Source organism: Klebsiella pneumoniae complex sp. WS1778 (assembly GCF_049472055.1).
GTDB classification, from domain to species: domain Bacteria; phylum Pseudomonadota; class Gammaproteobacteria; order Enterobacterales; family Enterobacteriaceae; genus Klebsiella; species Klebsiella quasipneumoniae.
Map to the genome: position 1 here is coordinate 1,344,145 of NZ_JBKGTJ010000001.1, position 26,017 is coordinate 1,370,161.

Sequence of the window (26,017 nt, forward strand, 5' to 3'; positions counted from 1 at the left end):
TCGTCTCTCTACAGAATAAAAAAATCAGGCCAGCGCCGCCGCGGTGTGGATCCGGCCTAAGCGGATCGCATCGAGGGCAATCATGCGCTCTTCATTGGTGGGGATAACCGCACAGCGCACCCGACTGCCCTCGGCGGAGATCAGACGCTCGCCGTCCGAATTGGGCTGCTGGTTGCGGGTGGCGTCCATCTCAAGGCCAAAGACCGCCAGCCGCTCGCTTACCAGCCGGCGGATCAGCACCGAGTTTTCGCCAATCCCGCCGGTAAAAATAATGCCGTCGAGACGCTGCAGCGCGGCGGCGTGGCCGGCGATATGGCGGGCGATGCGATGGACGAAGGTTTTGATCGCCAGGCGGGCGCGGGCATGGCCCTCATGCCAGGCCTGCTCCAGCACCCGCAGGTCGGAGGAAAGGCCGGAGATCCCCAGCAGGCCGGAGGCGGTGTTGGCCACCCGCTCCAGGTCACTGAGGGTCTGCCGGGTTTCCGCGGCAATCCACGCCATGGCGCCGAAGTCGACATCGCCGCTGCGGGTGCCCATCATCAGCCCCTCCAGCGGCGTCATCCCCATCGAGGTGTCCACGCTGCGGCCGTTGCGCACTGCGCAGACCGAGGCGCCATTGCCCAGGTGGGCGATCACCAGACCACTCTCCTGCTCCGGCAACCCGAGCAGCGCCAGGGCGCGCCGGGAGACATAGCGGTGCGAGGTGCCGTGGAAGCCATAGCGGCGCACCCCGAGGTTCTGGTAATACTCCCACGGCAGACCATAGAGAAAGGCTTCCGGGGCCAGGGTCTGGTGAAAGCTGGTATCAAAGACCGCCACCTGCATCACCTCCGGGAACAGCCGCTGCGCCGAGGCGATGCCGCTGAGGCTGGCGTAGTTATGCAGGGGGGCCAGGGACGACACCTGGCGAATATTGTCGATAACCTCCTCGCTGATAATGACCGACTCGGTGAAGAGGTCGCCGCCGTGGGCGACGCGGTGGCCAATCAGGGCCACGCTGCCGATGAGGTCGCGTTGGGCTAATGCCCCGGCAATCGCCTGCAGGGCGCCTTCGTAGCCGCGCGGCGCCAGCGCCACCGGTTTGCCGCCGTTAAGCGAGAGAGACGCCTGGTCTGCGTTGATGCCCTCGGCCACGCCGTTGAGCAGGCAGTCGCAGCTGGCGGCGTCCAGCACGGAAAATTTGATCGACGACGAGCCGCAGTTGATCACCAGAACTACCGGAAATTCAGTCATGTTGTACTCCGCGTGGCCTGAGTCGGATTAGAACAGTTTGTAAACGATGTTGAGGATGGTCAGCAGACCAATAGCGGTCACAAAGAGGTTGTCGAGACGGCCACGGTATTTGGCCAGCGAAGGCGCTTTACGAATGGCGTACATCGGCAGCAGGCACAGTAGCGAGGCGATAATCGGCGCGCCCATGGCCTCAATCAGGTCGAGGATATTGGGGTTGGCATACGCCACCACCCAGGTCGAGCCCATGATGAACACCATGCTCAGGGTATTGAGCTTGCCGCTGGAGACGCGGGTTTTATCCCCTTTATAGCCGAAGCGCAGGATCAGCCCGTTCAGCCCCTCGAGGGTGCCGAGATAGTGGCCGAAGAACGATTTGAAGATGGCCACCAGGGCGATAATCGACGCGCCATATTCCAGCAGGGTGGCAAAGGTGGATTTAGTGCCCGACATCGAGGCAAAGTGATTCGCCAGATAGGAGAGCACCGGGATATTCTGCGCCTTGGCGTCCGCCATGTTCTGCGGCGAGAGGGTAAACAGGCAGCTGAAGGCGAAGAACATCACCACCGCCACCATCAGCATGCTGGCCCGGGAGATAATCTGCGAACATTTTTGTTCGGTGTACTCCCGGCCAAACTGCGCTTCATACTCTTCGCGTTTGGAGACCACAAACGAGGAGACGATCGGCGAGAAGTTGAAGGAGAACACCATAATGGAGATGCCCAGCCATACTGTCACCAGAATGCCGTCATGACCGGTTAAGGCGATATCGCTGAGGTTCACCTGGTCAATCACCGCGCTATTCCAGTAAGGGATCAGAGACAGGGAGATCACCACCAGGCTGGCGATAAACGGCCACACCAGATAGCTCATCACCTTGACCATCAGGTCTTTACCAAACCAGATGACAAACGCCATCAGCAGCAGCAGGAGCAGCGCCACCACCCCGCGGTTGAGGGCCGGCATCTGTAGCTGGTTCTCCCAGAAGGTCATGAAGGTATTGGTGATCGTGACGCCATAAATCCACAGCAGTGGGCAGATGGCGAAGAAGTACAGAAAGGTGATCACCACCCCGCCGGTTTTGCCAAAATGCTCTTCCACCGTTTCGGTGATATTGCCGGAGGGGTTAGCCCCCGACAGGCACAGCCGCGCCAGCGCCCGATGGCAATAGAAGGCAATGGGATAGGCCAGCACCAGCATCACCAGGATCGGGATCAGCCCGCCGAAGCCGGCGCGGATGGGGAAAAACAGTACCCCGGCGCCGATAGCGGTGCCAAACAGGCCCAGGGTCCAGGTGGTGTCAGATTTACGCCAGGACGAAAGGCTTGTCTGGCTGGATGCAATGCTCTCAGTCGTACTCATATCCTGTCCTCACTTCTGTATTGAATTAAGCGTCAACAAAACCCGTAATTTGCGAGACCCGCGAGAGATCGATATTGCCGCCGGAAATCAGGCTGACCGTTTTGCGGTTCTGGATATAGCTGTCTAATTTGCCGCTTAATAACGCGGCGCAGGCCAAGGCCCCGGCCCCTTCGGTGATCACTTTATTGCGCTGAATTAAGGCGACCATGCTCTGGCGAATGTCGTCCTCACTGACGAGGACGATGTCATCCACCAGCTGGCGGGCGATTTCATAGGTCAGTTTCCCCGGGCGGGCGACATCGCAGCCATCGGCTAAAGTGCCGGCGTGGCGATGGCTGGTGATCTCTCCGGCGTACCAGGAGGCGGCCATACCGTGAACATTCTCCGACTGCACGCCGATAATACGGATCGTCGGGTTAATGGATTTAATCGCAATCGCGATGCCGGCAATTAAGCCACCGCCGCCAATCGGCACGATGACATTATCCACGTCATACAGATCTTCTAATATTTCGAGACCGATGGTGCCCTGCCCGGCAATAACCTGCGGGTCGTCATAGGGGGGAATAAAGATACGGCCCTCAAGTTCAACAATATCGCTGGCTTTGGCGAGGGTATCGTTAAAATTATCGCCATGCAGCACCACCTCCGCTGAATAATCGCAGGTGGCGGCGACTTTCGATTTCGGCGCCCCTTTCGGCATCACCACTTTCCCGTCAATGCCGAGCATGGCGCAGGAGAGCGAGACGCCCTGGGCGTGGTTGCCCGCTGAGCAGGCCACCACCCCTTTGCGTTTTTCCGCCGCGGTTAACCCGCTGAGCTTATTAAAGGCGCCGCGAATTTTAAATGAGCCCGTGCGCTGCATATTTTCGAATTTAAGAAATATTTCCCCCTTGCAGCGTTCGCTAAAATAATTCGAGCGCGGCATACCCGTTTTATATATCTTTCCTGCCAGGCGTTGTTTCGCTTCGAGAATATCGTTAATCGATACCGGAAGATCGTAGGTAATATGCATGATGGCCTCTGTTTCTTAAGATAAAGTCAATAACCGGGCGTCATCCTGCTGATAACAGCGAGGATGGGTGTTGGGTTATTTAATAACTATCAGTCAGGCAATTTCTATTGGCTGCCAGTGGCGGTTGCCCTGCCCCGATGAATACTGTTTCGCCATCTCCACCAGCGACGCCGCCGCGGTTTTCAGCCGGTAATTTTTCGACCACACCGCCGCATAGCGCGCCACCGGCAAGGCCTCTTTAATGGGGATGGTGACAAACTGGCTCGAGCCGAACGGCGTGGTCATGTCGCAGGGAATGACCGTCAGAAAATCGGCATTGAGCACCAGGTTATAGATCGTCACCACCGAATCGGTATTGACGATATTTTCGCGGCGGATGCCGCTGCGCTGCAGGGTGGTCAGCAGTTCGCTGTAGTAACCCATATTGGTCTCCGGCAGCACCCACTGCTCGTGCTGGAGCGAGGCCAGGCGGACGGTGCCGTTGCCGATCCGCGCCCGGTTCGCCACCAACACAAACTCAGACTCAAACAGCGGCTCGACGTGCAGGTCCTGCAGCTTCATCTCATCGCTCAGCGTCCCGATGGCGAAGTCGAGGCGGCCGTCGCGGATTGCCGGCAAAAAGGCGGAGAGCTGCGCCTCATACATTGAGACCCGCGCCTTGGGGAAGGTCATTTTGAACTGATGCACCATCTCCGACATAAAGGTAAACCCCACCAGCGAGGGGAAACCAAAGGAGACATCCACTACCGTGCTGTTGGTCAGGGCATTCATTTCATTGACCATATTTTTCATTTCACGGGTGATTGTCTCTGACCAGTTAAGAAATACCTGCCCGGCCTCGGTGAGCGAGACGCCGGTATTTCGCCGAACGATTAACTCGCTGCCAAAATAGCTTTCCATGTCGCCAATGATTTTACTGACCGCCGGCTGAGTGAGTCCTAACGCTTTTGCTCCAGCCCCGATTGACCCGCTGCGGATCACTTCCTGGAAAACCACCAGATGCTGAGTTTTAGGCAGAGAAAAAGTATTCATCACGTCTCGCTTTCATTCCTTTGTTGACGGCGGAAAGTGTAACAAATCGCGATCACCGGGTTATGTGAGAGCTCTCACAAAGGCTCCGCCGCGGCGGATGAGCAAGAGTCACAAGTCAGAATAAATAAATTAAAATCAATACATTAAAAGCATCATGAACGCTATTTGCACGCCTTTTGTCGTGACCGAATGCGGGGATAAAAATAATTGATGGCAATAACATCGACGGCAGAATGGCGATAAAAAATACGCCTTTTGCACGCTATTTAACCAACGCTGTCAGGGTGAGAAGAGAGCCGAAAATTAAATTAATGCTGTAAAGAATAAAAAGCAGACGTAATCAACGCCCTTATTTAACGACAAGTCGGTTTGGCATCACATTTTATCTGCGGCGGGCGGGAAAAGGGCACAGGCATTATTTACATCAAAGAAACATTATATTCACAATTTAGTTTTTCTTGTGCGGCGGACGGTACGGCTTTTTCCGCCCTATCGCAGGCGGTCATACTTTGATTAAAATCAACCCTGGTAATTTATTTTTTACGGTGGCCGCTTGAGAGTCATTTGTGTTGCCGATCACAAATCCATAAAACAACCTTCCGGCTTTTCTTCCACCGCAACTGATTAACCAGCTTTTCACTATGCAAATGCAAATAACGTATTTGCCCTCCCCGCAGGCGCTCTGTAGTTTGAGCCAGGATCCCGGCGCTACTTTATCCGGGTCAGGACTTTATTATTCAGAGTGTTGAATTCCACCATGATTAAATTAACGCATCTTTGCAAAACCTACCCAGGCAGCGCCCAGCCGGCCATTCGCAACCTCAGTCTGGATATTGATCATGGCGAATTCTGCACCTTCGTCGGCCCGAGCGGCTGCGGAAAAACGACTATCCTGCGCATGATTAACCAGCTGGATATTCCCGACAGCGGCGACGTCTATATTCAGGGCGTCCGCCTCGCTGACGCTGATATTATCCAGGTCCGCCGCCAGATCGGCTTCGTGATGCAAAGCGCCGCGCTCTTTCCCCATCGTACCGTGGCGCAAAATATCGCCACCGTACCGCGGCTGGCGGGCTGGAGCAAAGCGCGGATCCGCGCGCGCATTGACGAACTGGTGGCGCTGATGTCGCTCGACAGCCATCTGCTGCACCGCTATCCGCATCAGCTCTCCGGCGGCCAGCAGGGACGCGTAGCCATCGCCCGCGCCATCGCCGCCGATCCGCCGATTTTACTGATGGATGAGCCCTTCGCCGCCATCGACCCGGTGGTCCGTGAACGCCTCCAGGACGAGCTGTTGCTGTTGCAGCAGCGGCTGCAGAAAACCATTGTACTGGTGACCCACGACATCAATGAAGCGATCCGTCTCGGCGATAAAATCGCCATTTTCCAGGAAGGCGGCGTGCTGGCGCAGTTTGATACCCCCGACCGTATTCTGGCCCACCCGGCAAGCGAGTTCGTGCGCCGCTTTATTGGTCCGGAACCCAATCTGAAGCGGCTGGGCATGATACAGGTCGGCCAGCTGCCGCGTCACGATGTCCCCCTGCTCGACGAAGCGCTAACGCCGATCGCCAGCGCCCATCCACCGCTGGCCAGCCCGCTGCGCCTGGTGCTTGACCGCCAGCGACGCCCGCTGCACTGGTTTGATCCGCTGCGAGGTCTCACCCTGCCGGTGGAGCGCCCGCTCGCCAGCAGCCACAGCCTGCGTTTTGCCTATAGCGCGCTGCTCGACGTGGCGACCGGCGTGCTGGTGCATGTGGATGGCGAAGGACAATACCAGGGGGCGGTGTCTCACGCCCTGCTGCAGCAAGTGCTCGACGGCGCGGTGGGAGTGAGACCTCATGATTGACTGGGGCTGGGTTATCGATAACCGCGCGATGATCGGCGATCTCCTCTGGCAGCATGCGCGGATGGTCCTGCTGGCGCTACTTTTCGGCTCCCTGCTCACCGGCGGCCTGTTAGCCATTACCCTGCGCTGGCCCGCGACGGCGCAGCCGCTCATCACCCTTTGCGGCGTGCTGTTTACCATTCCCTCGCTGGCGCTATTTATATTATTGCTGCCGTTTACCGGGCTGTCGCTGACTACCTCGCTGATTGGCCTGACGCTGTACTCGTTGCTGATCCTGTTGCGCAACATGCTGGCCGGCATAGAAAAGCTGCCACAGGCGGCGCTGGAGTCGGCGCGGGCGCTCGGCTACACCCGGGGATTCCGCTTCTTCGATATCGAGCTGTGGCTGCTGCTGCCCTCCTTGTTTGCCGGGCTGCGCATTGCCTCGGTAACGCTGGTCGGCCTGGTCACCGTCACCGCGCTGATCGGCCAGGGCGGGCTGGGACAGCTGCTGCTGGCGGGTTTTAATCAGGACTTTCTGACGCCGATTATCGTCAGCCTGGTCCTGAGCCTGCTGCTGTCGCTGGTCTTTGACGGGCTGATCGCCCGTCTCGGCGACTGGCTAACGCCGTGGACGAAATGATGACACTGCTTCTCGCCACCTTTCACTGGTTGACCCAGCCGGAGCACTGGCTGGGCGACGAGGGCATCCTGCTGCGCCTGGGCCAACACCTTTATTACGTGCTGGTCAGCATGGCCGTGGCCTGCGCCATTGCCCTGCCGCTTGGTATCGCCCTGGGCTACTGGCGCAAAGGCGCCTTCGTGGTGATCAACCTGTTTAATCTTGGCCGCGCCATCCCTTCGTTAGGGCTGATTTTATTATGCATCATCGTTTTTGGCTTTAACGATATCCCGGTGCTGGCGGCGCTTATCGCGCTTTCTATTCCGCCGATTCTCACTAACACCTGGGTGGGGATTTATCACGCCGACCGCCCGCTGTGCGATGCGGCCATCGCGCTGGGCATGACCCCCTGGCAAAGCCTGTGGCAGGTGCGGATCCCGCTGGCGGCGCCGCTGATCCTCGCCGGAGTGCGCACCGCGCTGGTTCAGCTTATCGCCACGGCGGTGGTCGCAGCCTATGCCGGTCTGGGCGGGTTGGGACGATTTCTGATCGACGGACTCGGGCAACGGGATATCCCGCAGGTGATCGGCGGCTCGCTGGTGGTTTCCCTGCTGGCGATAGGCGGCGAACTGCTTTTCGCCCGCTGCGCCGGCCGCCTGGTTCATCGCCGTATTGCCGCGCCTTATTAGCGTGACACTGACATGACCCCAGCGCCTGGCGCTGATTAACCTGAAAATAAAAGAGGTATTATGAAGCAATTATTTGGCAAGGCCGTCACCGCCCGTCGATTTCGTCTCTCGTTGCTGGCCGCCGGGCTGTTCAGCCTGAGCGTTTACACCTATGCCGCCAGCGTCACGGTGGGCGGGGCCAACTTTACCGAAAGTTCCATTCTCGCCAACATCTACGCCAGCGCGCTAAAGAAAAATCATATCGAGGCCAACACCCGTCTCAACCTCGGCAACCGGGAAATTATTATTCCGGCGCTGCAGAGCGGTGAGATCGATATCGTTCCGGAATATCTTGGCGCCCTGCTCAATTTCTATAACGGCAAAACCGAGGCCACCAGCCAGCAGGACGTCAGCGCTGAGTTGGCTCAGGTCCTGCCTGCCGATTTCACTCTGTTGAACCCGGCCCCGGCCACCTCGATCACCGCCTGGGCGGTACGTGCCGAGACCGCGGGGAAATACCATCTGCGCACCCTCTCCGACCTGAAGCCCGTCGCCCCGCAGCTGGTGATCGGCGGACCGCCGGAGCTGGCGGTACGCGCCCTGGGCCTGCCGGGGCTGAAACGCGTCTATGGTCTTGAGTTCAAAGCGGTGAAATCGCTGGACATGGGCGGGCCGCTGACCCGGCTGGCGCTCAATTCGGGCAAAATCGATGTCGCGACGGTCGTCTCCACCCAGGGCAATCTGGCGAAGGAGAAATGGGTGGTTCTGGAAGATGATAAACATGAGCAACCGAGTCAGAACGTGGTGCCGCTGGTGCGCAAAGCCAGTCTGACGCCGGAGATCGGCGCCGTGCTCAATGAGGTCTCCGGCAAACTGGACAATGCCACGCTGATTGCCCTCAACCAGCAGGTAGATCTTCAGCATAAAGATCCAGCGGCCGTCGCCGACCAGTGGGTTAATGCCAACCTATCCCAACACTGACCTTCACTCCGCCACGGATGGCGTTCAGCCGCGAGTCCACGCTATGTCTACCCGACACATGATCCTGAACCTGTTCTTTTATAACCCACAGGGGGATTACCGTTTCTCCTGGCGTCACCCTGACGCGCCTGAAGCGGACATATTTACCCTCAACTATTACGCCAGTCTGGCGCGCAAGGCCGAAGCGGCGACCCTCGACGCTATCTTTGTCGCCGACCATATCGCGGTGTGGGATACGGTGCCCAGCGGCCTGACCCACTACGCCAACGCCCGGCTTGAACCCCTGACGCTGCTCTCAGCCCTCGCCGCGGTGACGGAGCATATCGGCCTGATGGCCACCGCGTCCACCTCCTATAACGAACCCTATAACCTGGCTCGCTACTTTGCCTCGCTGGATTTCCTCAGCAATGGCCGGGCAAGCTGGAATGTGGTCACGTCGTGGCTGGAAGAAGAAGCAGCAAACTTCGGTCTGGAGCAGCTTCCCCGCCACGGCACGCGCTACCAGCGGGCCAATGAATTCATCGACGTGGTCACTCGTCTGTGGGATTCCTGGGAAGATGGCGCGGCGATCTTCGATAAAGCGCGCGGATTATTTGCCGATGCCGACAAGGTGCATCATCTCGAGTATCAGGGCGAGTACTTTCGCGTGCGCGGCCCGCTCAACGTCCCTCGCCCGCCGCAGGGCCATCCACTGCTGGTGCAGGCCGGCTCTTCGGAAGCAGGGAAAGCGCTGGCCGCCGCCTGGTCCGATATGCACTTCGTGTTTATTCACTCGATCGCCGAGGGGCTGGCCTATCGCGAAGAGATGAATCAACGGCTGCGCCAGCACGGGCGCGATCCGGCCCATTTCAAAATCATCGCCGGGGTCCTGCCGGTGGTGGTGAACTCCGACGAGGAGAAGGCGGCCCGCCAGCAGCTTAACGAACAGCTGATGAGCGACCAGATGGCTATCGATCTGCTCTCCTCTTATCTTCGAATGGATCTCAGCGCCCTGCCGAGGGACCAGCCCCTGCCGCCGCTCCCTGATGAAGAGAGCTTTGACGGCATCCGTACCGCGCTGAAGCTTATCCGCCAGTACGATCCGCGGCTCACTCTGCTGGAGTTGGGGAAGTTGTTATTACAGAGTTCTGATAGCTGGCTGCTGCTGGGCAGCGCCGAGGAGATTGCCGCCACCTTAACGGAGACCTGGCAGGCGGGCGCCGCCGATGGGTTCAACCTGATGTTCCCGCTGCTGCCGGGAGACTTTGACCGCTTTGTTGACCAGGTGGTGCCGCTTCTGCAGCGTAACGGCGTCATGCGTGACCGCTATCCGCCCGGCACTCTGCGTGAAAAGCTCGGTCTGCCGGCGGTGGCAAACCGCTTCACCGCCCCTTCCCGCCCCGCGTTACCGCCGACGCCGTAGTCTGCCATGACCCGCCCCGGCGCAGATCGCTGGCCGGGGCATTTTACCTATAGCTGGCTGACGCCCAGCGCCGCGGCCTCATCCCGCCACGCCAGCAGCGGAGCATAGGCCTCCCGCGACATATCGCTATAGCCGCAGATCAGCAAGGCGTCGCACAGGGGACGATAGCGCGCATCGCTCACTAACTGCTGGAGCGCTTCGCGCAGGCTGTTCAGCGTCGCCGCCGGGGTGGCGCCGGCAGTGATCAGCGGCAGCCCTGGCGCGTCCGGGCTCCAGCCGATCGCCACCAGTCCTGCCAGGGCCTGCGGCTGATGTCGCTGCAGCAGAGCGTAGGTCACACAGTCGATGGCGGCGATATCGGCGTTTTCCTGCTGCAGCTCGCGCAACGATTGCCGATGGCTGCCGCTAAACACCACAGCCGAAAAAAATCGCCCCTCCCGCGAGAGCGGCGCGACCATTTTGCGCAGCACGTTGTAGCCGGACTGCGAGTGCTCGGCATTGCACACGGCCCGGCGGCCAAAAAAGTCAGCCAGCATCCGGTGACTATCCGCTTCGCGGACCACCAGCAGGCTGCGGTAGCGGCGCCCTTCGCAACCGGGCGCGGCGTAGTGGAAGCAGCCCACCGTCTGCACCTCCGGCAGCTGGGTCACCAGCGGATAGCCACAGGTCTGACTCAGCAACAGCCTCGGCTGGCGCCAGTGGGCCAGCAGATCCTCGGGGTCATCCGCCGGCGGGTCCCCCGCCACCATCACGCCGCGTTCGGCCAGCAGCGACTGTACCGCCTGCCACAGAGCCTGGGTCTGTTGACGGTGGATGGCATACATCGGAAAGGTCATGCGTTCAGCCATGTTCTCCTCCCGCCTGCGCCTGCTCGCCAAAGCCCGGATGGGCGTTCACCGCCACCGCCCGGCGGCTAAAATGGCGTCGCCACTCACCGTACCCACGCACCAGGAACCCCTGATTACGCTGCAGATAGGCCGTCTGGCGATGCAGATACAGCTGACGTAAAGCGTACCAGGGAACCCCTGGCAGGTCATGATGCACCGCATGGTAGTTGAGATTGAGGAACAGCACTCGCCAGGGGAGCCCGGCCTCGTTGATCACCGAGCGGGCCAGCGGGTCATCCGCGGCCCGGTGTTCGAGAAAAGAGCGCACTTTGGTCAGGGCCAGCGCCGGGTAACTCACCGCCAGCACAAACCACAGCGGGGAAAAACCCTGCGCCGCCATCCAGGCCAGCAGGCCCGTCAGCAGCAACAGATGCAGGCTCCACATGGCGATGGCGCGGCGGTCGCCCTCGCGGAAAGCCCGCAGCGCGCTGCGCAGGGTGTGAACGATATCCATCAGCGGCGCCAGCAGCAGACGCCCCCAGAAGGTATTGCGCAGGTGGATAAGGCGGCGCTGCCAGGCTGAGAAGCGCTGCCAGCTTTCCGCGGTCACGTAGTACGATTCGGGATCATCCTCGGGGTGCGTCAGCAGATGGTTGCGATGGTGCGCCAGATGGCTGTCGCGATAGACGCCATAGGGATACCAGACCGCCAGCGGCAGCGTCCCCAGCAGCTGGTTAAACCATGCCAGCCGGGTGGGATGCCCATGGATCAGCTCATGCTGTAAGGACATATACCAGGCGGTAAACCAGATCAGCAGCAGCGTGGCCGGAAACAGGCCCAGCGTCCGCCAGCCCGCCACGCAGGCAAACCAGCCGCCGTAAACCGTCACCAACAGCAGCCAGGTCGGCAGCTCGCTGCGCCACAGCCAGCTGCGCGCCAGCTGGCGGATCAGGATGCGCTGTTGGTCATCCACATAGACAGCCGTCTTCTTTTCCGTCACTTCCGATACCTTGCCGTGTTGCCTCATTCCCTCCGAAGATGTGAGATAACACGTTAAATAACAAAGTATTTAATTTACTTAGCTTTGCCAAAAAGCGCGTTTGTATTGAGCATGGCAAAAAATACCGTCCATGGCGCAACAGGCTGGCGGCGTTTAAACAGATCCATTGCCCGGCGGCGCTGCGCTTGCCGGGCCTACGGGATGAACCCCACCCCCGCTCCATCCAGGCCGGTGCAGGCGCAGCCCCGCCGGACAAAAACAGTAGAGTCGCTTTTGTGCCGGGCGGCGACGGCACCTTGCCCGGCCTACGATCCGTGCGACCTGTCGTTAATTAATTCACCATTCTTGTTGAAACTCGCTGTTGGCAGCCTCGACACCGCTGTAACTTTACCGCCAGGTCGAGGACACTTAAGGGCTCCATAGCCTTATCCATCTTCGCGTCGAGGTTAGTTGTAGCGCATCAAAGAAACTACTCCTCTTCCCGCTCTGCTGGCGTCCAGGCCGGCAGAGTCTGGAAGGTGTGCAACAGCCCCTCGGACCACGCCTTGCGGATGCGGTTGAAGTAGGGATCGCTGTCGGTGATGCGATGCTGCCCGGCGCTGCTCAGGCTGCCGCTGCGGTAGAGCAGCGTATCCAGCGGCAGGCCAACGGACAGATTACTGCGCAGCGTCGAGTCAATGGAGATCAAGGCGCAGCACATCGCCTGCTCCAGCGGCGTATCGATGGTCAGCACCCGATCGATGATCGGCTTGCCGTACTTGCTTTCGCCAATCTGGAAATAAGGCGTGTCGCGGGTGGCTTCAATAAAGTTGCCCTCCGGATAAATATGGAACAGACGATGGGTTTCGCCGGCGATCTGGCCGCCAAGCAACAGGTTGCAGTTGAAGTTAGTATTACTGCAGTTTTGCTGGTTGCTGCTGTCGCGCTGGATCACCTCCAGCAGCGTTTTACCGATCAGCATGGCGGCGTCGTAGAGGGAAGTCACCTGCATCAGGTTCGGCTCCTGCTGGGTACGGATCCGCGCGCTGAGCAGGCTTATCACGCTCTGGGTGGTGGCCAGGTTGCCGGCGGATTGCAGCACCAGCACCCGTTCCCCTTCCTGATGGAAAACGTGCAGCTTTTTAAAAGTGGCAATATGGTCGACGCCCGCGTTGGTGCGGGAGTCGGAAGCAAACACCAGTCCATCCGCCAGGCACATGGCCACACAGTAGGTCATTGCGGTTATTCCCGTATTATTGCTGCTGCGCCTGCTGGCTGTGTTCGCGCACTTCAGCGTTGGTTAACATAATCTCCCCGCCGCCGCCCAGCCGGGTGCCCCGTACCGGGCAGGCGTCGAGATAATCCAGCCCAGTCGCCAGCCGCAGATGCTGATTCAGGCGACGGGTATTATTGGTGATATCAAACGACAGCCAACGGCCGTCGAGCCACACTTCCGCCCAGGCATGCATCGCGACATGCTGGGCGTTATCGCTGTAGACATAGCCGCTGACGTAGCGCGCCGGGATCTCCAGCGCCCGGCAGCAGGCGAGAAAAACATGGGTATGATCCTGGCACACGCCCTTCGCCCGGGCGAAGGCGTCGGCAGCGGAGTCCTGGACCTGGGTCGCGCCGGGGGAGTATGGCATTCTTAACAGCAGATCCGCCATCAGTTGATTCAAACTCTCTTCCGCCGCATCGGGACGATAGAGGCGCTGGGCGAACTCACGGATCGCCGTATCGGCGCGGGTCAGCGGCGTACTGCGCAGAAAAACCAGCGGCGACAGCAGCTCGGCCTCTTCATCACACGTCTCTTCCCCCTCGTCGGCGATATCGACAATCCCGCTGGCGCGGATGGTGATCTCTTTATGCGGGTTATCCAGCGTCAGCACATGCAGCACATTACCCCAGCCGTCGGTAGTGGTCACCGCCGCGCCGTCCGGCAGGGTCAGCGTCCAGGCGGTGATCGTCTGCCGTCCGGTGCTGCGCGGGGTCAGGCGCAGATACTGGGTGGAAAACTTCACTTCTTCATCGTAGCCATAGCGGGTGAGATGATCGATGACCAGTTTCATAAGGCCTCCAGATAGGTTTGTCTGATGCTGTCGGACAGGGCGTTAATTCTCGCCAGCAGTCCATTAAGCGTGGTCTGCAGGTCCGCCTGCGCCAGGTCGTCACGGGTGCTGAAGCGCAGGTCAACGTTGAGCTGATGGGCGAGACGCAGCGGCTGATAAGAGCGATCGTTGGCGATCTTCTCCAGTTCGCCCACCAGGTCGGCAATGCTGGCGCGCAGCGAACGTGGAATATCGTTACGCAGGATCAGCAGCTCCATCACCGTTTCGCGACTGACCGGCTGGCGGTAGAGGCTGTTGTAAGCTTCGCGGGCGCTGACCGCATTGAGCAGGGTATCCAGCCGGTAGTATTCGCGCACCGGGTCCGGATCGTTGGTCAGCTGTTGATCCTTAATTAGCAGCAGCTGGGTGGTGGCGAACGCGCGCTCGATCAGCGTGCCGATACCGATAAAACTCAGGGCGTCGTTGCGCAGCAGCGTGCCTATCACCGCTCCGCGAAACAGATGCACCCGCTCTTTCACCCACTCGAAAAAGCCGTCGCTCCCCAGTTCGCCCAGCCCCTGCTGGCGGAGGGTCCGCAGTTCGATGCGGGTGGCATTGATGCTCTCCCACACTTCGGCCGACAGACTGCCGCGCACCGCGTGCGCGTTGTTCCACGCCATCTCCACGCAGCTGTAAATACTGCAGGGGTTGTTGCCATCGAGGGCAAAAAAGTTGAGTAGATTGCTCATGGTAAAGCGGGCATGGCGCGCCTGAAACAGCTCGTGGGTCATTGACAAATTCAGCGGTAGCGCCAGATCCCGCGACTGCTGGCTGTGGCGGGGGATCATTGATAATTTCCAGGTCACGTCCAGCACCCGGGCGTAGCTCTCCGCCCGCTCAAGGTAGCGGGCCATCCAGAACAGTTCACTCGCCGTACGACTTAGCATGATGCGTCATCCTCCATCACCCAGGTATCCTTGGTTCCGCCGCCCTGCGACGAGTTGACCACCAGCGACCCTTCGGTCAGCGCCACGCGGGTCAGGCCGCCGGGCACCAGCCGCATCTCCTGTCCGGAAAGCACGTAGGGGCGTAAATCGATATGCCGTGGCGACAGCCCTTCATCAACGAAGGTTGGGCAGGTCGACAGCGCAAGGGTGTCCTGGGCGATATAGTTGGCCGGATTGGCCAGCAGGCGCTGGCGGAAGGCCTCCCGCTCCTCTTTGGTGGAACGCGGGCCGACCAGCATGCCGTAGCCCCCGGCGCCATGGACCTCCTTGACCACCATCAGCTCCAGATTGCTCAGCACGTAGCGCAGGTCCTCCGCTTTCCGACACTGCCAGGTGGGGATATTGCTGAGGATCGGCTGTTCGCCGAGGTAAAAGCGGATCATCTCCGGGACGTACGGATAGATCGATTTGTCGTCAGCCACCCCGGTGCCGATGGCGTTGGCCAGCACTACGCCGCCGGCGCGATAGACGGACAGCAGCCCCGGGACGCCGAGCATCGAATCGGCGCGGAAGGCCAGCGGGTCGAGCCAGGCGTCGTCGATGCGGCGATAAATCACATCCACCCGCCGCGGCCCCTCGGTGGTGCGCATATACACCGCGCCGTTTTTAATAAACAGATCGGCGCTTTCCACCAGCTCGACCCCCATCTGCTGCGCCAGGAAGCTGTGCTCGAAGTAGGCGCTGTTGAAGCGACCCGGGGTCATCACCACGACGCAGGGATCATCCACCAGCGAACTTTCGCGCAGGGTCTGCAGGAGGTAGCTCGGGTAGCGCTCCACCGGCGCAATGTGATGCTGCTCGAACATCTCCGGATAGAGGCGCATCATCATCTTACGGTTTTCGAGCATGTAGGAGACGCCGGACGGCGTGCGCAGATTATCCTCCAGCACGTAGTACTGGCCGTCGTTATTGCGCACCATATCGACGCCGGTGATATGGGCATAGGTGTTGTTTGGCAGGTTGATGCCCTGCATGCACGGTTGATACTGCTCGTTGGCCAGCACCTGCTCGGCCGGTATCAGCCCCGCGCGCAGAATATTCTGTTCATGATAGATGTCATAGAGGAAAGCGTTCAGCGCTTTCACCCGCTGGCGAATGCCGCGGTCAATGCGCTGCCACTCCCCGGCGGGTATGATCCGCGGCACGCTATCAAACGGGATCAGCCGCTCGGTTCCCTCATCCTCGCCGTACACGTTAAAGGTGATGCCGATACGGTGAAAAAGCAGTTCCGCTTGCGCTTTTTTCTGCCGGATAGAGAATTGATCGGTGTTGCGAAACCATTGCCACCAGGCATTATAGTGCGGCCGCTGCTCACCCTGGGCGGTCAGCATCTCGTCATAATAATGCCCGTCAGGAAGCGTTATTTTTATCATGGCCGTCTCCTCCGGTTGTACTCACTTTGTGGTAATCCCGATAAGAGATAAGCATTAATTATGCCAGGTCACACAGCGCGTCGGCGCAGCGTTACGCTGTGAGGCCATGGCCCTGAATTGATTAAAAAACAACCAGACACTTTGCTTATTTGTGGGCGGTTTTTAGCGTTAAACGCACCAGTTTGGGGCAAGTGGATTCACGGGACGCTGAGGCTTCGCGAGCCACGCCGCGTAGCGACAGGCGGCTGAATAGCACAGAGCCTGCGCTGTGCAGGCTCTGTGTTGCTCAGAAGAAATACTTGAAGCGCAGCCGGCCGCCATAGCGGGAGTCTTCCTGGCCGTCGCCGTTGTTTGGGTTGGATTCAATCCATGATGCGTAGGCCCCAAGATAGATGTTGAAGTTCTTCATATTCATTACGTTCGGAAACAGGTACGACGCATGGATTGTGTGGATATCATAGTTGCCCGGATCGGCGATCCAGCAATTATCGTCGCAGTTAGCGATAAAATCAGCGGTGTTAAAGCTGTCGATTTTGTTATGCGCGTAAATGTAGCCCAGCTCAAAACCGTGCCACAGGGAGTTAACGCCCGTGGTAAAGTCAGTCTCATCTTCGGCATCCATATAAGCGACGTTAAGGTTGGTCACCACGCCGTCCTGCGGATCGGTTTTTTGCCCATTCCACGTCATCGTATAGCCATAGCCGGTACGGCTGGACTGGTCGACCCAGCGTCCTTTCGCATCGTGATAGCCATAGGCGTTATTTACCACGTTGCTTTCCATGGCGATGGCAGTGGAGAAGCGCCCGCTGTTCCACGCGATAACCGGGCGCAAATAGGCCACATTTTTCTCATTTTCCAGTGCGGTGCCATGATACTGCTGGTCCTGGAATAGCGTGCTGCCGTTCTCCAGCAGGGTATTCAGTTCGAAATACCAGTTATCAAGGGTTTTGCTCATCAGGAAGTTGCCGCCGCTGTTGCTCCGACCGCGCCCTTCCTTCATCATGTAAATATAGCCGTAACCGTCGCTGTACAGATCGTTGGCGGTGTTCCCGGAGTATTCCACGAACGTATCCTGATTCAACGGGAACATATCGTAGGCTTCGAAACGACCAACCTTCACCTTCCAGTCGTTCTCCTGGCCAAAAAAGAATACCGCATCATCAAGATTCATTTTGCCGTTCAGGTCGGCCAGCGGCTGGACGGAAAAACCGGCAAAACGGCCATTATCCATTTTGCGCATGCCGTCAAAACCTAACAGCAGACGGCCATTAATATCCCAGCGTTCATTATTGCCCGGCGCCCAGTCTTTATTTGCCGTGGTTTTTACCGAAGTCAGGCTCCCGCTGCTGCTGGCGCCATCCATGTTAAATTCGACATCACCATAAAATTTGATATCCCCATAGCCGGACAGCGTTAGTGTTGTCGGCTCCGCGCCCGGTGCCACGGGCTCGGCGGACTCCACTTTGACAGTTGGCGTGCTTTTCGCCACCACGCTCTGCTGTCGGGTTAAGGTCTGGATTTTCGCTTCCGCATCGGCCGCTCGTTGCTCAGCATTTATTACGCGCTGTTCCAGCTGCGCTAAACGTTTTTCAATATCCGTCGGGTGATTATTCGTCGCGGCCCAAAGGCCAGAGGAGAACAGACCACTCATAATCAGAGCCATATAGTTTACTTTCATTATTAACATCCCTAATTACATTGTTATATGTTTCATCCAGGGTATAGCCGGGCTATCCAGGGAATTACCTGCATAGCCCTCTTAATACAGCGTGGAATAATCAGGATTCGGCGAAAGTGCCGTGTTTTAAATCATCAACGATGCCGTTCATTCTGTTTTCCGTTAAGCCGTAGAATTTAATCGAGACGGCGGTAAGCACATAAAACACGGAAGGGACCAGTGTAAACAACAGCACCACGCCCTGCACCGCTGAAGCCGACTGCACCGTGGTGTTAGCGGCGTAATGGAAATAGGCCAATATCCAGCCGAGGATGGCCCCGCCGACGGCGACGCCCAGCTTGATGACAAAGATATTTGCTGCGACATTCATACCGGTAATACGCCGCTGGGTTTTCCATTCGCCATAGTTATTCACGTCGGTAATCATCGACCACTGCAACGCGCCGTTGCCGCCCTGAATGATAGAAATCAGAATATGCACGCCGAGCACCGCAATCCAATATTGTACCGGGACGATAAAGCAGACCACGCCCAGCGCGGCGGTGAGAAGATTAATCCAGAAAGAGAATCGGACCTTACAAAAGCGCGTCCCGAAGGGTTTGGCCAGCACCGAACCCAGCATGGAGGCAAACATACCGCCGAGCATGAATATGGTAATCACGTCGGCGCCTTTATGCAGGACGCTGTTAACATAATAGACGACGGCGCCACCGCGAATTACCACCGCGATCAGCATCATAAAATTGTAAACGGAAAGAATACGCCACTGATCGTTACGAAATAGTATTTTCACGTCCCGCGCGATGTTCAGGTTCGGTTCTTTAATCGGCTGCACGCGTTCTTTAGTCGTGGCGAAACAGGTGATAAACATCAGGCAGCCGATAACGCCAAACAGGGCCATCGAGACCTGAATACCGGTCGCGCGATCGCCGGGATAGAGAAAATCAGCCAGCGGTAAAATAAAGGCAGTACCGAGCGCGCCGCCGATTGGAGTGATAGCAAAACGCCAGGACTGCAGCGAGAGGCTTTCGCGCGGATCGGAGGTCAGCGCCGCGCCCAGCGAGCAGTAAGGAATATTAATCGCCGTATACATCAGCGTCATAAATATATAAGCCGCCACGGCGTAGGCAATTTTTCCGGAGTCGGAAAAGGAGGGAATGGAATACACCAGCACGCAGCTCACCGCAAAGGGCACGCAGATCGCCAACAGCCAGGGGCGAAAGCGGCCCCAGCGGGTTGAGGTGGCGTCAGCAATCGCGCCCATAATCGGATCGGTAATCGCATCCAGCAGATGCACCAGCAAAAACATCGTCCCCATTACGGCGGGCGGCAGGCCATAAATATCGGTATAAAAATAAGCCAGAATAGCCACAGACGAGTCAAATACGATGTGACTGGCTGCGTCCCCCAGGCTATAACCTATTTTCTCTCTGACAGAAATTTTGTCGCCAGCAGACATACACCACTCCTTTATGCAAAATGAAACCGGTTTCTGTAGTGTCTGCATTTTTTACTTATCCGCTATGCGCGGCGCCATTATGTTTTTTTATTAATTATTTATGTTTTTTAATTTATGTGATCCTGCCAGGCTTCAGTCATATTAATCCCGGTATTTTTGCCTGAAAGATCACAGCCTTCATCCGTTGCGCAATTTTTAAAATGCGATAAATACGAACCTTATTGTTACAGATAAACATCCGTTCTTTTTTCGGATGCCGCTATCGAATAGCGCTTATTATTTACCCAGAAACATTCACAACAAAAATAACACCAGTCAGCATTTATATAATTAAGGATATAATATTGGGCTGAGCAGAATTGTGCCGCCTGGATAGCGACCGGTGAGCGGTAAATTCTCTGTTTTAGCGCAAAATGTTAGCTTCGACACGCGCAGCGGCGGATATTCGTCTATGGTTTTCTGATGGCCAAATGCAGTGGCACATGAGTCTGCAATGATAAGGAGAACAATCCATGACGAGTCCCTTTTCCCGTCGCCCCGCTACCCTGCCTTATGCTCTTCGTCTGGCGCTAGGGGGTGCGTTTATCGCCCTGGCGACGCTGACCGCTGAGGCTGAAGAAACCCGTCCAATCCCGCAATCACCCGATATCCTGCTCGGTCCGCTGTTTAATGATGTGCAAAGCGCGAAACTGTTTTCTGATCAGAAAACGTTCGCTGACGCCATTCCGAACAGCGATCCGCTGATGATCCTTGCCGATTACCGGATGCAAAAAAACCAGGCCAGCTTCGACCTGCGCCACTTCGTTGAGCTGAACTTCACGCTGCCGAAAGAGAACGACGCCTATGTGCCGCCCAAAGGGCAAACCCTGCGTCAGCATATCGACGGCCTGTGGCCGGTCCTGACCCGCAGCACCGTCGAGGTGGAAAAGTGGGACTCGCTGCTGCCGCTGCCTAAGCCCTACGTGGTCCCCGGAGGACGCTTTCGCGAAGTCTATTACTGGGACAGCTATTTCACCATGCTGGGTCTTGCCGAAAGCGGTCACTGGGATAAAGTCGAAGATATGGTCGCCAACTTCGCTGCGGAAATTGACACCTGGGGCCATATCCCCAACGGTAACCGCACCTATTACCTCAGCCGTTCGCAGCCCCCCTTCTTCTCCTTTATGGTAAGCCTGCTGGCGACGCACGATGGCGACCAGGTGCTGAAAACCTACCAGCCGCAGCTGGAGAAAGAGTATCGCTACTGGATGGCCGGGGCGGACGCGCTGGCACCCGGCAGCGCCGACAAACGGGCAGTGCGGATGGCGGATGGCGCGCTGCTCAACCGCTACTGGGACGATAACGACACCCCACGTCCCGAGTCCTGGCTTGACGACGTCAAAACCGCCAAAAGCAACCCGAATCGTCCGGCCACCGAGATCTATCGCGACCTGCGCTCCGCCGCCGCTTCCGGCTGGGATTTCAGCTCCCGCTGGATGGACAATCCGCAGCAGCTCGCCACCATTCGCACCACCTCGATTATCCCGGTCGATCTCAATGCCTTGATGTTCCATCTGGAGAAAACCCTCGCCCGCGCCAGTAAAGCAGCGGGGGACAGCGCCGGCGCTACCCGGTACGACGCGCTGGCCAACGCCCGCCAGCAGGCTATCGAGAAATACCTGTGGAATGAAAAAGAGGGTTGGTACGCCGATTACGATCTGAAAACCCACAAGGTGCGCAATCAGCTGACCGCCGCGGCGCTGTTCCCGCTGTACGTCAATGCCGCGTCGCGCGAGCGAGCGACGAAAGTGGCGGCCGCCGCCGAGTCGCGGCTGCTCAAACCCGGCGGGCTGACCACCACCACCGTCAACAGCGGCCAGCAGTGGGACGCCCCCAACGGCTGGGCGCCGCTGCAGTGGGTGGCCGTCGAGGGGCTGCAAAACTATGGTCAGCAGAAGATCGCCATGGAGGTCACCTGGCGCTTCCTGACCAACGTGCAGCATACCTATGACAGCAAGCAAAAGCTGGTGGAGAAGTATGATGTGAGTTCGACCGGCACCGGGGGCGGCGGTGGGGAATATCCACTGCAGGACGGCTTTGGCTGGACCAACGGCGTCACCCTTAAGATGCTGGATCTGATCTGCCCGCAGGAGAAATCCTGCGATGCGCTGCCTGCTACCCGTCCGGCGCCAACGCCTTCACCGCAGGACAAACCTGTTGCGGCGCCCGCGGCTAACGACCCCGCCCCTGCGGAACCGCAAAAGACCGGCTCCTGACGCTTTGCCGCCCCCTACCAAAATCGGTAGGGGGAAGCGGTCTCCCTGGTCACTACCGTCCCGCGCAGGCCCATTCTGCGGCTCGCGGGAAACCCTTCTCCATCCCCTCGCGCTGAACAGATCACCTTTTCGCTTGATTGCATAAATACAAACAATAATAATTCGCATTACTTTTTAACGAATAATGACAGATTCGTTTTTCCCGCGGCGGCGTACAGGAGTACCAGACCGCGCAGGTTCAGGATGATCTTATGAACGTGGCTATTTCTCGCAAACGCCCGGGGCTGCTGTGCGCCCTCGCGATCGCACTTCCCTTCACCGCGCAGGCCGAAGAGACGGTGGTGGTGACGGCCAGCCCGCCGGCATCCGCCAGCGCGCCGACTGAGGGCTATAGCGCCAGCACCTCGCTCGGGGCGACGAAAACCGACCAGCCGTTAATCACCACCGCCCAGTCGGTGTCGGTTGTCACCCGCCAGCAGATGGCGGATCAGGGGGCGAATACCATCAGCCAGGCGCTGGAATATACCCCGGGGGTCTACTCCAGCTTCGGCGGCGGCGCCACCCGGTTTGACGCTATCTCCCTGCGCGGCTACCACGGCGGCGACGTCGATAACCTGTTCCTCGACGGCATGCGCCTGATGAGCGACGGCGGCAGCCATAACGTGGTGCAGATCGACCCATGGTTTATCGAACGCGTCGATGTGATCCGCGGCCCCTCCTCCGCGCTCTACGGGCAGAGCGTGCCGGGCGGCGTGGTCAACCTGACCTCCAAGCGCCCGCAGTTCAGTCAGCAGGGCCACGTCCGCCTGACTGGCGGGACGCAAAATACCAAAGGCGCGGCCTTCGATTACACCGACGCCATCAATGAGCAGTGGGCATGGCGGCTGATCGGTATGACCCGCAGCAGCGACACGCAGTATGACCATACCCGCGAAGAGCGCTACGCCATTTCACCTTCCCTGCTGTGGCAGCCGGACAGCGATACCTCGCTGCTGCTACGCGCCTATCTGCAAAAAGATCCTTCCGGTGGCTATCATGGCTCTTTGCCGCTGGACGGCACCCGCTACGCGCACAATGGCCGTAAGCTCTCCACCAGCACCAACGAGGGCGATCCGGGAGATGGCTATCAGCGCCGCCAGCAGATCTACAGCTATGAGTTTGACCACCAGTTCACCGATGTCTGGTCGGTCTATTCCGCGGGAAGCTACACCCACACCAACGTCTCCCTCGATCAGGTCTACCAGGTCGGCTGGATAGATGACAGCGACATGCTGGCTCGCGGCTACAGCGGCTCGCGCGGTTCGCTGGACGGCTGGTCAACCGATAACCGCCTGCGCGCCGATTTCAATACTGGCGATCTGGCGCATACCCTGATCCTCGGCGCTGAATACCATCGCTTTCGCAACGATCTGTGGACCGGCGCCGGCGGCGCGGCGCCCCTTAACCCGTTTACCGGCTATACCGCCCAGACCGGGCATACCGTGACCTACAGCGATGATAATAATCGCCGTTATTACCAGACCGGGCTGTATCTGCAGGATGAGATGGTCTGGGACCGCTGGCATGTGGATGTTTCCGCCCGCTATGACCGTATCGTTTCCCAGCAGGTCAGCGATACCCTGGGCACCTCAAACCGCCGTTCAGACGACCATATCAGCGGCCGCGCCTCGCTGTTGTACGCCCTGGACAACGGTCTTTCGCCCTACCTGAGCTACAGCCAGGCGATTACCCCGGCGATGCTGCCCGGCGCTGACGGCAAACCGTTGAAACCGACCACCGCCGAACAGGTCGAAGCCGGCCTGAAGTTCCAGCCGCCGGGCAGCAGCGACCTCTATAGCATCGCGATTTACGATCTGATGCAAAAGGATGTCGCCACCCGCGACCCCAACATCGCCACCGCCACCTATATTCCGGCGGGTAAGGTCCATTCCCAGGGGGTTGAGCTGGAAGCGCACCACCAGATCACCCCGCAGCTGAGCACCCTCGCCTCGTATACCTGGAATCGTCTGCGCTTCCAGGACACTAAGGACGGTACCGACAACAACACGCCGCAGCTGACCCCGGATCAGATGGCCTCCTTCTGGGCGCGCTATCAGTTTCCGGCGGGGATCTCGCTGGGCGCCGGCGTCCGCTACATTGGTAAACAGTGGGCGGATGATGCCAACACCGCGCGGCTGCCGTCGGTCACGCTGATGGACGCCATGATGCGGGCTGACCTCGGCGTCTGGTCGCCGGGGCTGAAAGGCGCTTATGTGCAGGTCAACGCCAACAATATCGGCAATCGTGAATACGTTTCCGGCTGCTACGGCACCGGCAACTGCTACTGGGGAGCAGAGCGCAGCGTCATGGCCACCGTGGGCTACGACTTTTAACTGACAGCGTAAAGATAAGCCTCCGCCCGTGACGGCGGAGGCTTTCGTTAACAGGTGACGTCACGCTTTGATGGCTAATATTAACTTAAAGATGCCAGGCCATTATTTCACTTGCCCCCCTGTGATGAGAGGACTTAATATGCTGGCGAAAACAGGTTAGGACGCTCACAAGGAATAAAAGTGAACCCTGTCATTAGCTATCTCACCAATTTACATCCGTTATCATTTATGGGTTACCATATATTATCCACCACAGTGATATATATTCTGGTAAATATAATTATTGCGAAGACCCGCCCTACTGAAAATACCACAGCCGTTCCGGCGCCCTATTCTATCTCACCCTCTTTTTTAGCCTGGCTACGTAATAGCGCCACCAGCGTCATTCAGCTGGCCATGTTCAGGCTGTTAAGAAAAAACTATGTCACTCTCATCCATTCTGCGGACAATATTCAACTCTGCGCCAATCAGCAGTACGCAGAATGCAAAATGACCTGTGTGGAAAAAATACTTTTTGACCATTTCGCTACGCCAAAATCCAGTGACCAGGATCTGCCGCTTTCTCTGCACGTCGCCGAAAAGAACCACTGGGCGACCGATCCTCACTGCCAAGGGCTGCGGCTCAGCCCGACGCACCAAACGTGGAATATGATATTGATTGCCGCGCCCTCCCTGCTATTAATCGCCGCGCTCGCCTGGAAAACGCTTTTTGATAATCAGGCGATAATTCACTCCAGCGTATTCAGCTGGCTGACAATAGGTATTATTTCCGGCCTGTGGTGGCTGTGGCTGTTATGCATCACCTTAAACGCCACCCGACTGGATCGGGAGGGAATCTCTATTCATATCCTTGACCACCATATTACTACACTGAAAGAGACGCTTATTGCTGACGCAGATACCCTGACCGATGAAAACGCCGATTATTGCGTGGCGATCGGTAAAACCGCCCTGCTTCCCGAAAGATTTGCTGAATATGTAAAAATCATCAACCTTATTAAGTATCCCTTTTGTCTGCAGAGGCTGGATTAACGAGGGGATGGTATGTGGAATTTTATAATGCATCTGCATCCACTGCTGTTTCTCGGCGGTTTTATACTTATCGTCCCGGGTATCTATATTGCTATTGGTATAATGATTATCCTGTCGCGGCCAGCGGCTCAGCCCCAGCCGCACGCGATAGAGGTTAGCCCCTGGCTGCTGGCGTGGCTGACCGGAGAAGGGACCCGGGTGATTCAACTGGCAATGTTCAGCTTACTCAGTAATAAGCATCTGTGGATCCCGGAGCCCGGGCAGGTTTTGGCTAACGGACGCTATGCAAACCACGAAATGAACGTCATTGAAAGCATACTATTTGACCATTTTGCGGTGCGAAAGCCGTGTCATGAAGATCTGCCCCGCTGCCTGAGTATCGCCGGACGTAACCTCTGGCAGGAACAGATAGCAAGTGCGGGTTTAGCCTTAAGTCCGCTGCGCCGCGGATGGAATATGCTGGCCATCAGCATCCCTTCGGTCGCCCTCGGCGTTATCGTTGCCAGTAAGACCTTTATCTGGCTCGACCTCACCGCATACAGCATCTTCAGTTGCCTGCTCATGCCCTCGGGTTGCGTTCTGTGGGGCGGATTATGGATAGAGGCCATTAGCAAAACCATTCGTCTCGATATCAACGGCATTTCGCATCATGACGCCCACGCCTGCATCAATGCGTTACGAGAAACGTTAGCGTATAAAGGCGCGCAGGAGGATGACGCGACGGCCATGCTCTGCGTGGCGGTAAACGGCGTGGAATCGCTTCCCGAGCGCTACCGGGAATATAAAGCGTTAATAGCGCCGATTAGCGTTATCACGTCGCTGCGCACAGAGGATTAGGACCCCGCCAGGC

At 58.0% G+C, this 26,017-nt stretch carries 22 protein-coding genes; 10 read left to right on the plus strand and 12 right to left on the minus strand.

The window, feature by feature from the left end; genetic code table 11:
* Window positions 1-24: 24 nt before the first annotated feature.
* The 4 genes from tdcD to tdcA all read right to left on the minus strand — a co-directional run bounded on the left by tdcD (window position 25) and on the right by tdcA (window position 4,639).
* Complete coding sequence (gene tdcD, locus ACLEXF_RS06880) at window positions 25-1,233, minus strand: propionate kinase (RefSeq protein ID WP_064189411.1); 1,209 nt, start codon at window positions 1,231-1,233, stop codon at window positions 25-27.
* 27 nt (window positions 1,234-1,260) lie between these two features.
* Entirely contained in the window at window positions 1,261-2,592 is a 1,332-nt protein-coding gene (tdcC, locus tag ACLEXF_RS06885) for a threonine/serine transporter TdcC (protein WP_004203264.1), read from the minus strand.
* 25 nt (window positions 2,593-2,617) lie between these two features.
* Window positions 2,618-3,607: a bifunctional threonine ammonia-lyase/L-serine ammonia-lyase TdcB gene (tdcB, locus tag ACLEXF_RS06890; RefSeq protein WP_004203265.1), complete on the minus strand. Its 990-nt coding sequence runs from the start codon at window positions 3,605-3,607 to the stop codon at window positions 2,618-2,620.
* A 93-nt stretch (window positions 3,608-3,700) separates the two neighbouring features.
* Window positions 3,701-4,639 (minus strand): transcriptional regulator TdcA, encoded by a 939-nt coding sequence (gene tdcA, locus ACLEXF_RS06895; protein WP_004203266.1) that lies wholly within the window; start codon window positions 4,637-4,639, stop codon window positions 3,701-3,703.
* A gap of 197 nt (window positions 4,640-4,836) precedes the next feature.
* On the opposite strand from tdcA, the gene ACLEXF_RS06900 reads away from it, so the two are divergent.
* The 6 genes from ACLEXF_RS06900 (at window position 4,837) to ACLEXF_RS06925 (ending at window position 10,137) form a co-directional block, all read left to right on the plus strand.
* Window positions 4,837-4,959 carry a hypothetical protein gene (locus ACLEXF_RS06900; protein ID WP_032447029.1) on the plus strand — a complete coding sequence of 41 codons (123 nt, stop codon included), beginning with the start codon at window positions 4,837-4,839 and terminating at the stop codon, window positions 4,957-4,959.
* A 437-nt stretch (window positions 4,960-5,396) separates the two neighbouring features.
* Window positions 5,397-6,485, plus strand: a complete 1,089-nt coding sequence (locus tag ACLEXF_RS06905) for an ABC transporter ATP-binding protein (protein WP_017899866.1) — start codon at window positions 5,397-5,399, stop codon at window positions 6,483-6,485.
* Complete coding sequence (locus ACLEXF_RS06910) at window positions 6,478-7,107, plus strand: ABC transporter permease (protein WP_004203268.1); 630 nt, start codon at window positions 6,478-6,480, stop codon at window positions 7,105-7,107. Before ACLEXF_RS06905 ends, ACLEXF_RS06910 begins: the two co-directional genes overlap by 8 nt.
* Window positions 7,107-7,775 carry an ABC transporter permease gene (locus ACLEXF_RS06915; protein ID WP_004203269.1) on the plus strand — a complete coding sequence of 223 codons (669 nt, stop codon included), beginning with the start codon at window positions 7,107-7,109 and terminating at the stop codon, window positions 7,773-7,775. Before ACLEXF_RS06910 ends, ACLEXF_RS06915 begins: the two co-directional genes overlap by 1 nt.
* A gap of 60 nt (window positions 7,776-7,835) precedes the next feature.
* On the plus strand, window positions 7,836-8,735 hold the full coding sequence (locus ACLEXF_RS06920; RefSeq protein WP_062914099.1) for an ABC transporter substrate-binding protein: 900 nt from the start codon (window positions 7,836-7,838) through the stop codon (window positions 8,733-8,735).
* 58 nt (window positions 8,736-8,793) lie between these two features.
* The gene (locus tag ACLEXF_RS06925; protein WP_004203278.1) at window positions 8,794-10,137 is read left to right on the plus strand and encodes an LLM class flavin-dependent oxidoreductase; all 1,344 of its coding nucleotides are present in this window, start codon (window positions 8,794-8,796) and stop codon (window positions 10,135-10,137) included.
* Between the two features lie 47 nt (window positions 10,138-10,184).
* Here the strand turns inward: ACLEXF_RS06925 and ACLEXF_RS06930 are convergent, their stop codons facing one another.
* The 8 genes from ACLEXF_RS06930 to ACLEXF_RS06965 form a co-directional block, all read right to left on the minus strand.
* Window positions 10,185-10,985, minus strand: a complete 801-nt coding sequence (locus ACLEXF_RS06930; RefSeq protein WP_049093376.1) for a phosphate/phosphite/phosphonate ABC transporter substrate-binding protein — start codon at window positions 10,983-10,985, stop codon at window positions 10,185-10,187.
* The gene (locus ACLEXF_RS06935; RefSeq protein ID WP_072140489.1) at window positions 10,978-11,964 is read right to left on the minus strand and encodes a fatty acid desaturase; all 987 of its coding nucleotides are present in this window, start codon (window positions 11,962-11,964) and stop codon (window positions 10,978-10,980) included. Before ACLEXF_RS06935 ends, ACLEXF_RS06930 begins: the two co-directional genes overlap by 8 nt.
* Window positions 11,965-12,433: 469 nt before the next feature.
* Window positions 12,434-13,180, minus strand: a complete 747-nt coding sequence (locus tag ACLEXF_RS06940) for a proteasome-type protease (protein ID WP_049093377.1) — start codon at window positions 13,178-13,180, stop codon at window positions 12,434-12,436.
* Window positions 13,181-13,196: 16 nt separating this feature from the next.
* Window positions 13,197-14,012 carry a transglutaminase family protein gene (locus ACLEXF_RS06945; RefSeq protein WP_017900188.1) on the minus strand — a complete coding sequence of 272 codons (816 nt, stop codon included), beginning with the start codon at window positions 14,010-14,012 and terminating at the stop codon, window positions 13,197-13,199.
* Complete coding sequence (locus ACLEXF_RS06950; protein WP_002910835.1) at window positions 14,009-14,938, minus strand: alpha-E domain-containing protein; 930 nt, start codon at window positions 14,936-14,938, stop codon at window positions 14,009-14,011. Before ACLEXF_RS06950 ends, ACLEXF_RS06945 begins: the two co-directional genes overlap by 4 nt.
* Window positions 14,932-16,371, minus strand: coding sequence for a circularly permuted type 2 ATP-grasp protein (locus ACLEXF_RS06955; protein ID WP_004180417.1), 1,440 nt, complete (start codon window positions 16,369-16,371; stop codon window positions 14,932-14,934). The genes ACLEXF_RS06950 and ACLEXF_RS06955 overlap by 7 nt, the downstream gene beginning before the upstream one ends.
* Before the next feature lie 286 nt (window positions 16,372-16,657).
* Entirely contained in the window at window positions 16,658-18,049 is a 1,392-nt protein-coding gene (locus ACLEXF_RS06960) for a carbohydrate porin (protein ID WP_043520526.1), read from the minus strand.
* A 100-nt stretch (window positions 18,050-18,149) separates the two neighbouring features.
* The gene (locus tag ACLEXF_RS06965; RefSeq protein ID WP_407259720.1) at window positions 18,150-19,508 is read right to left on the minus strand and encodes a glycoside-pentoside-hexuronide (GPH):cation symporter; all 1,359 of its coding nucleotides are present in this window, start codon (window positions 19,506-19,508) and stop codon (window positions 18,150-18,152) included.
* A gap of 512 nt (window positions 19,509-20,020) precedes the next feature.
* Here ACLEXF_RS06965 and ACLEXF_RS06970 point away from each other — a divergent pair.
* The 4 genes from ACLEXF_RS06970 (at window position 20,021) to ACLEXF_RS06985 (ending at window position 26,004) form a co-directional block, all read left to right on the plus strand.
* Window positions 20,021-21,763 carry an alpha,alpha-trehalase gene (locus tag ACLEXF_RS06970; RefSeq protein ID WP_407259719.1) on the plus strand — a complete coding sequence of 581 codons (1,743 nt, stop codon included), beginning with the start codon at window positions 20,021-20,023 and terminating at the stop codon, window positions 21,761-21,763.
* A gap of 251 nt (window positions 21,764-22,014) precedes the next feature.
* Window positions 22,015-24,135: a TonB-dependent siderophore receptor gene (locus ACLEXF_RS06975; RefSeq protein WP_080841587.1), complete on the plus strand. Its 2,121-nt coding sequence runs from the start codon at window positions 22,015-22,017 to the stop codon at window positions 24,133-24,135.
* 180 nt (window positions 24,136-24,315) lie between these two features.
* A complete protein-coding gene (locus ACLEXF_RS06980; RefSeq protein ID WP_407259718.1) occupies window positions 24,316-25,167 on the plus strand; it encodes a hypothetical protein in 852 nt (283 codons plus the stop codon).
* A 27-nt stretch (window positions 25,168-25,194) separates the two neighbouring features.
* Entirely contained in the window at window positions 25,195-26,004 is an 810-nt protein-coding gene (locus tag ACLEXF_RS06985) for a TIGR04222 domain-containing membrane protein (RefSeq protein ID WP_228298008.1), read from the plus strand.
* Window positions 26,005-26,017 lie beyond the last annotated feature (13 nt).

What these genes read in the sequence shown, in the direction of transcription:
- ACLEXF_RS06920 (WP_062914099.1), top strand. Translation starts at nt 7,836, where the DNA reads ATGAAGCAATTATTTGGCAAGGCCGTCACCGCCCGTCGATTTCGTCTC.
- tdcC (WP_004203264.1), bottom strand. Translation starts at nt 2,592, where the DNA reads ATGAGTACGACTGAGAGCATTGCATCCAGCCAGACAAGCCTTTCGTCC.
- tdcD (WP_064189411.1), bottom strand. Translation starts at nt 1,233, where the DNA reads ATGACTGAATTTCCGGTAGTTCTGGTGATCAACTGCGGCTCGTCGTCG.
- ACLEXF_RS06955 (WP_004180417.1), bottom strand. Translation starts at nt 16,371, where the DNA reads ATGATAAAAATAACGCTTCCTGACGGGCATTATTATGACGAGATGCTG.
- ACLEXF_RS06975 (WP_080841587.1), top strand. Translation starts at nt 22,015, where the DNA reads ATGAACGTGGCTATTTCTCGCAAACGCCCGGGGCTGCTGTGCGCCCTC.
- tdcA (WP_004203266.1), bottom strand. Translation starts at nt 4,639, where the DNA reads ATGAATACTTTTTCTCTGCCTAAAACTCAGCATCTGGTGGTTTTCCAG.
- ACLEXF_RS06915 (WP_004203269.1), top strand. Translation starts at nt 7,107, where the DNA reads ATGACACTGCTTCTCGCCACCTTTCACTGGTTGACCCAGCCGGAGCAC.
- ACLEXF_RS06925 (WP_004203278.1), top strand. Translation starts at nt 8,794, where the DNA reads ATGATCCTGAACCTGTTCTTTTATAACCCACAGGGGGATTACCGTTTC.
- ACLEXF_RS06910 (WP_004203268.1), top strand. Translation starts at nt 6,478, where the DNA reads ATGATTGACTGGGGCTGGGTTATCGATAACCGCGCGATGATCGGCGAT.
- ACLEXF_RS06985 (WP_228298008.1), top strand. Translation starts at nt 25,195, where the DNA reads ATGCATCTGCATCCACTGCTGTTTCTCGGCGGTTTTATACTTATCGTC.
- ACLEXF_RS06905 (WP_017899866.1), top strand. Translation starts at nt 5,397, where the DNA reads ATGATTAAATTAACGCATCTTTGCAAAACCTACCCAGGCAGCGCCCAG.
- ACLEXF_RS06940 (WP_049093377.1), bottom strand. Translation starts at nt 13,180, where the DNA reads ATGACCTACTGTGTGGCCATGTGCCTGGCGGATGGACTGGTGTTTGCT.
- tdcB (WP_004203265.1), bottom strand. Translation starts at nt 3,607, where the DNA reads ATGCATATTACCTACGATCTTCCGGTATCGATTAACGATATTCTCGAA.
- ACLEXF_RS06930 (WP_049093376.1), bottom strand. Translation starts at nt 10,985, where the DNA reads ATGGCTGAACGCATGACCTTTCCGATGTATGCCATCCACCGTCAACAG.
- ACLEXF_RS06950 (WP_002910835.1), bottom strand. Translation starts at nt 14,938, where the DNA reads ATGCTAAGTCGTACGGCGAGTGAACTGTTCTGGATGGCCCGCTACCTT.
- ACLEXF_RS06945 (WP_017900188.1), bottom strand. Translation starts at nt 14,012, where the DNA reads ATGAAACTGGTCATCGATCATCTCACCCGCTATGGCTACGATGAAGAA.
- ACLEXF_RS06960 (WP_043520526.1), bottom strand. Translation starts at nt 18,049, where the DNA reads ATGAAAGTAAACTATATGGCTCTGATTATGAGTGGTCTGTTCTCCTCT.
- ACLEXF_RS06970 (WP_407259719.1), top strand. Translation starts at nt 20,021, where the DNA reads ATGACGAGTCCCTTTTCCCGTCGCCCCGCTACCCTGCCTTATGCTCTT.
- ACLEXF_RS06965 (WP_407259720.1), bottom strand. Translation starts at nt 19,508, where the DNA reads ATGTCTGCTGGCGACAAAATTTCTGTCAGAGAGAAAATAGGTTATAGC.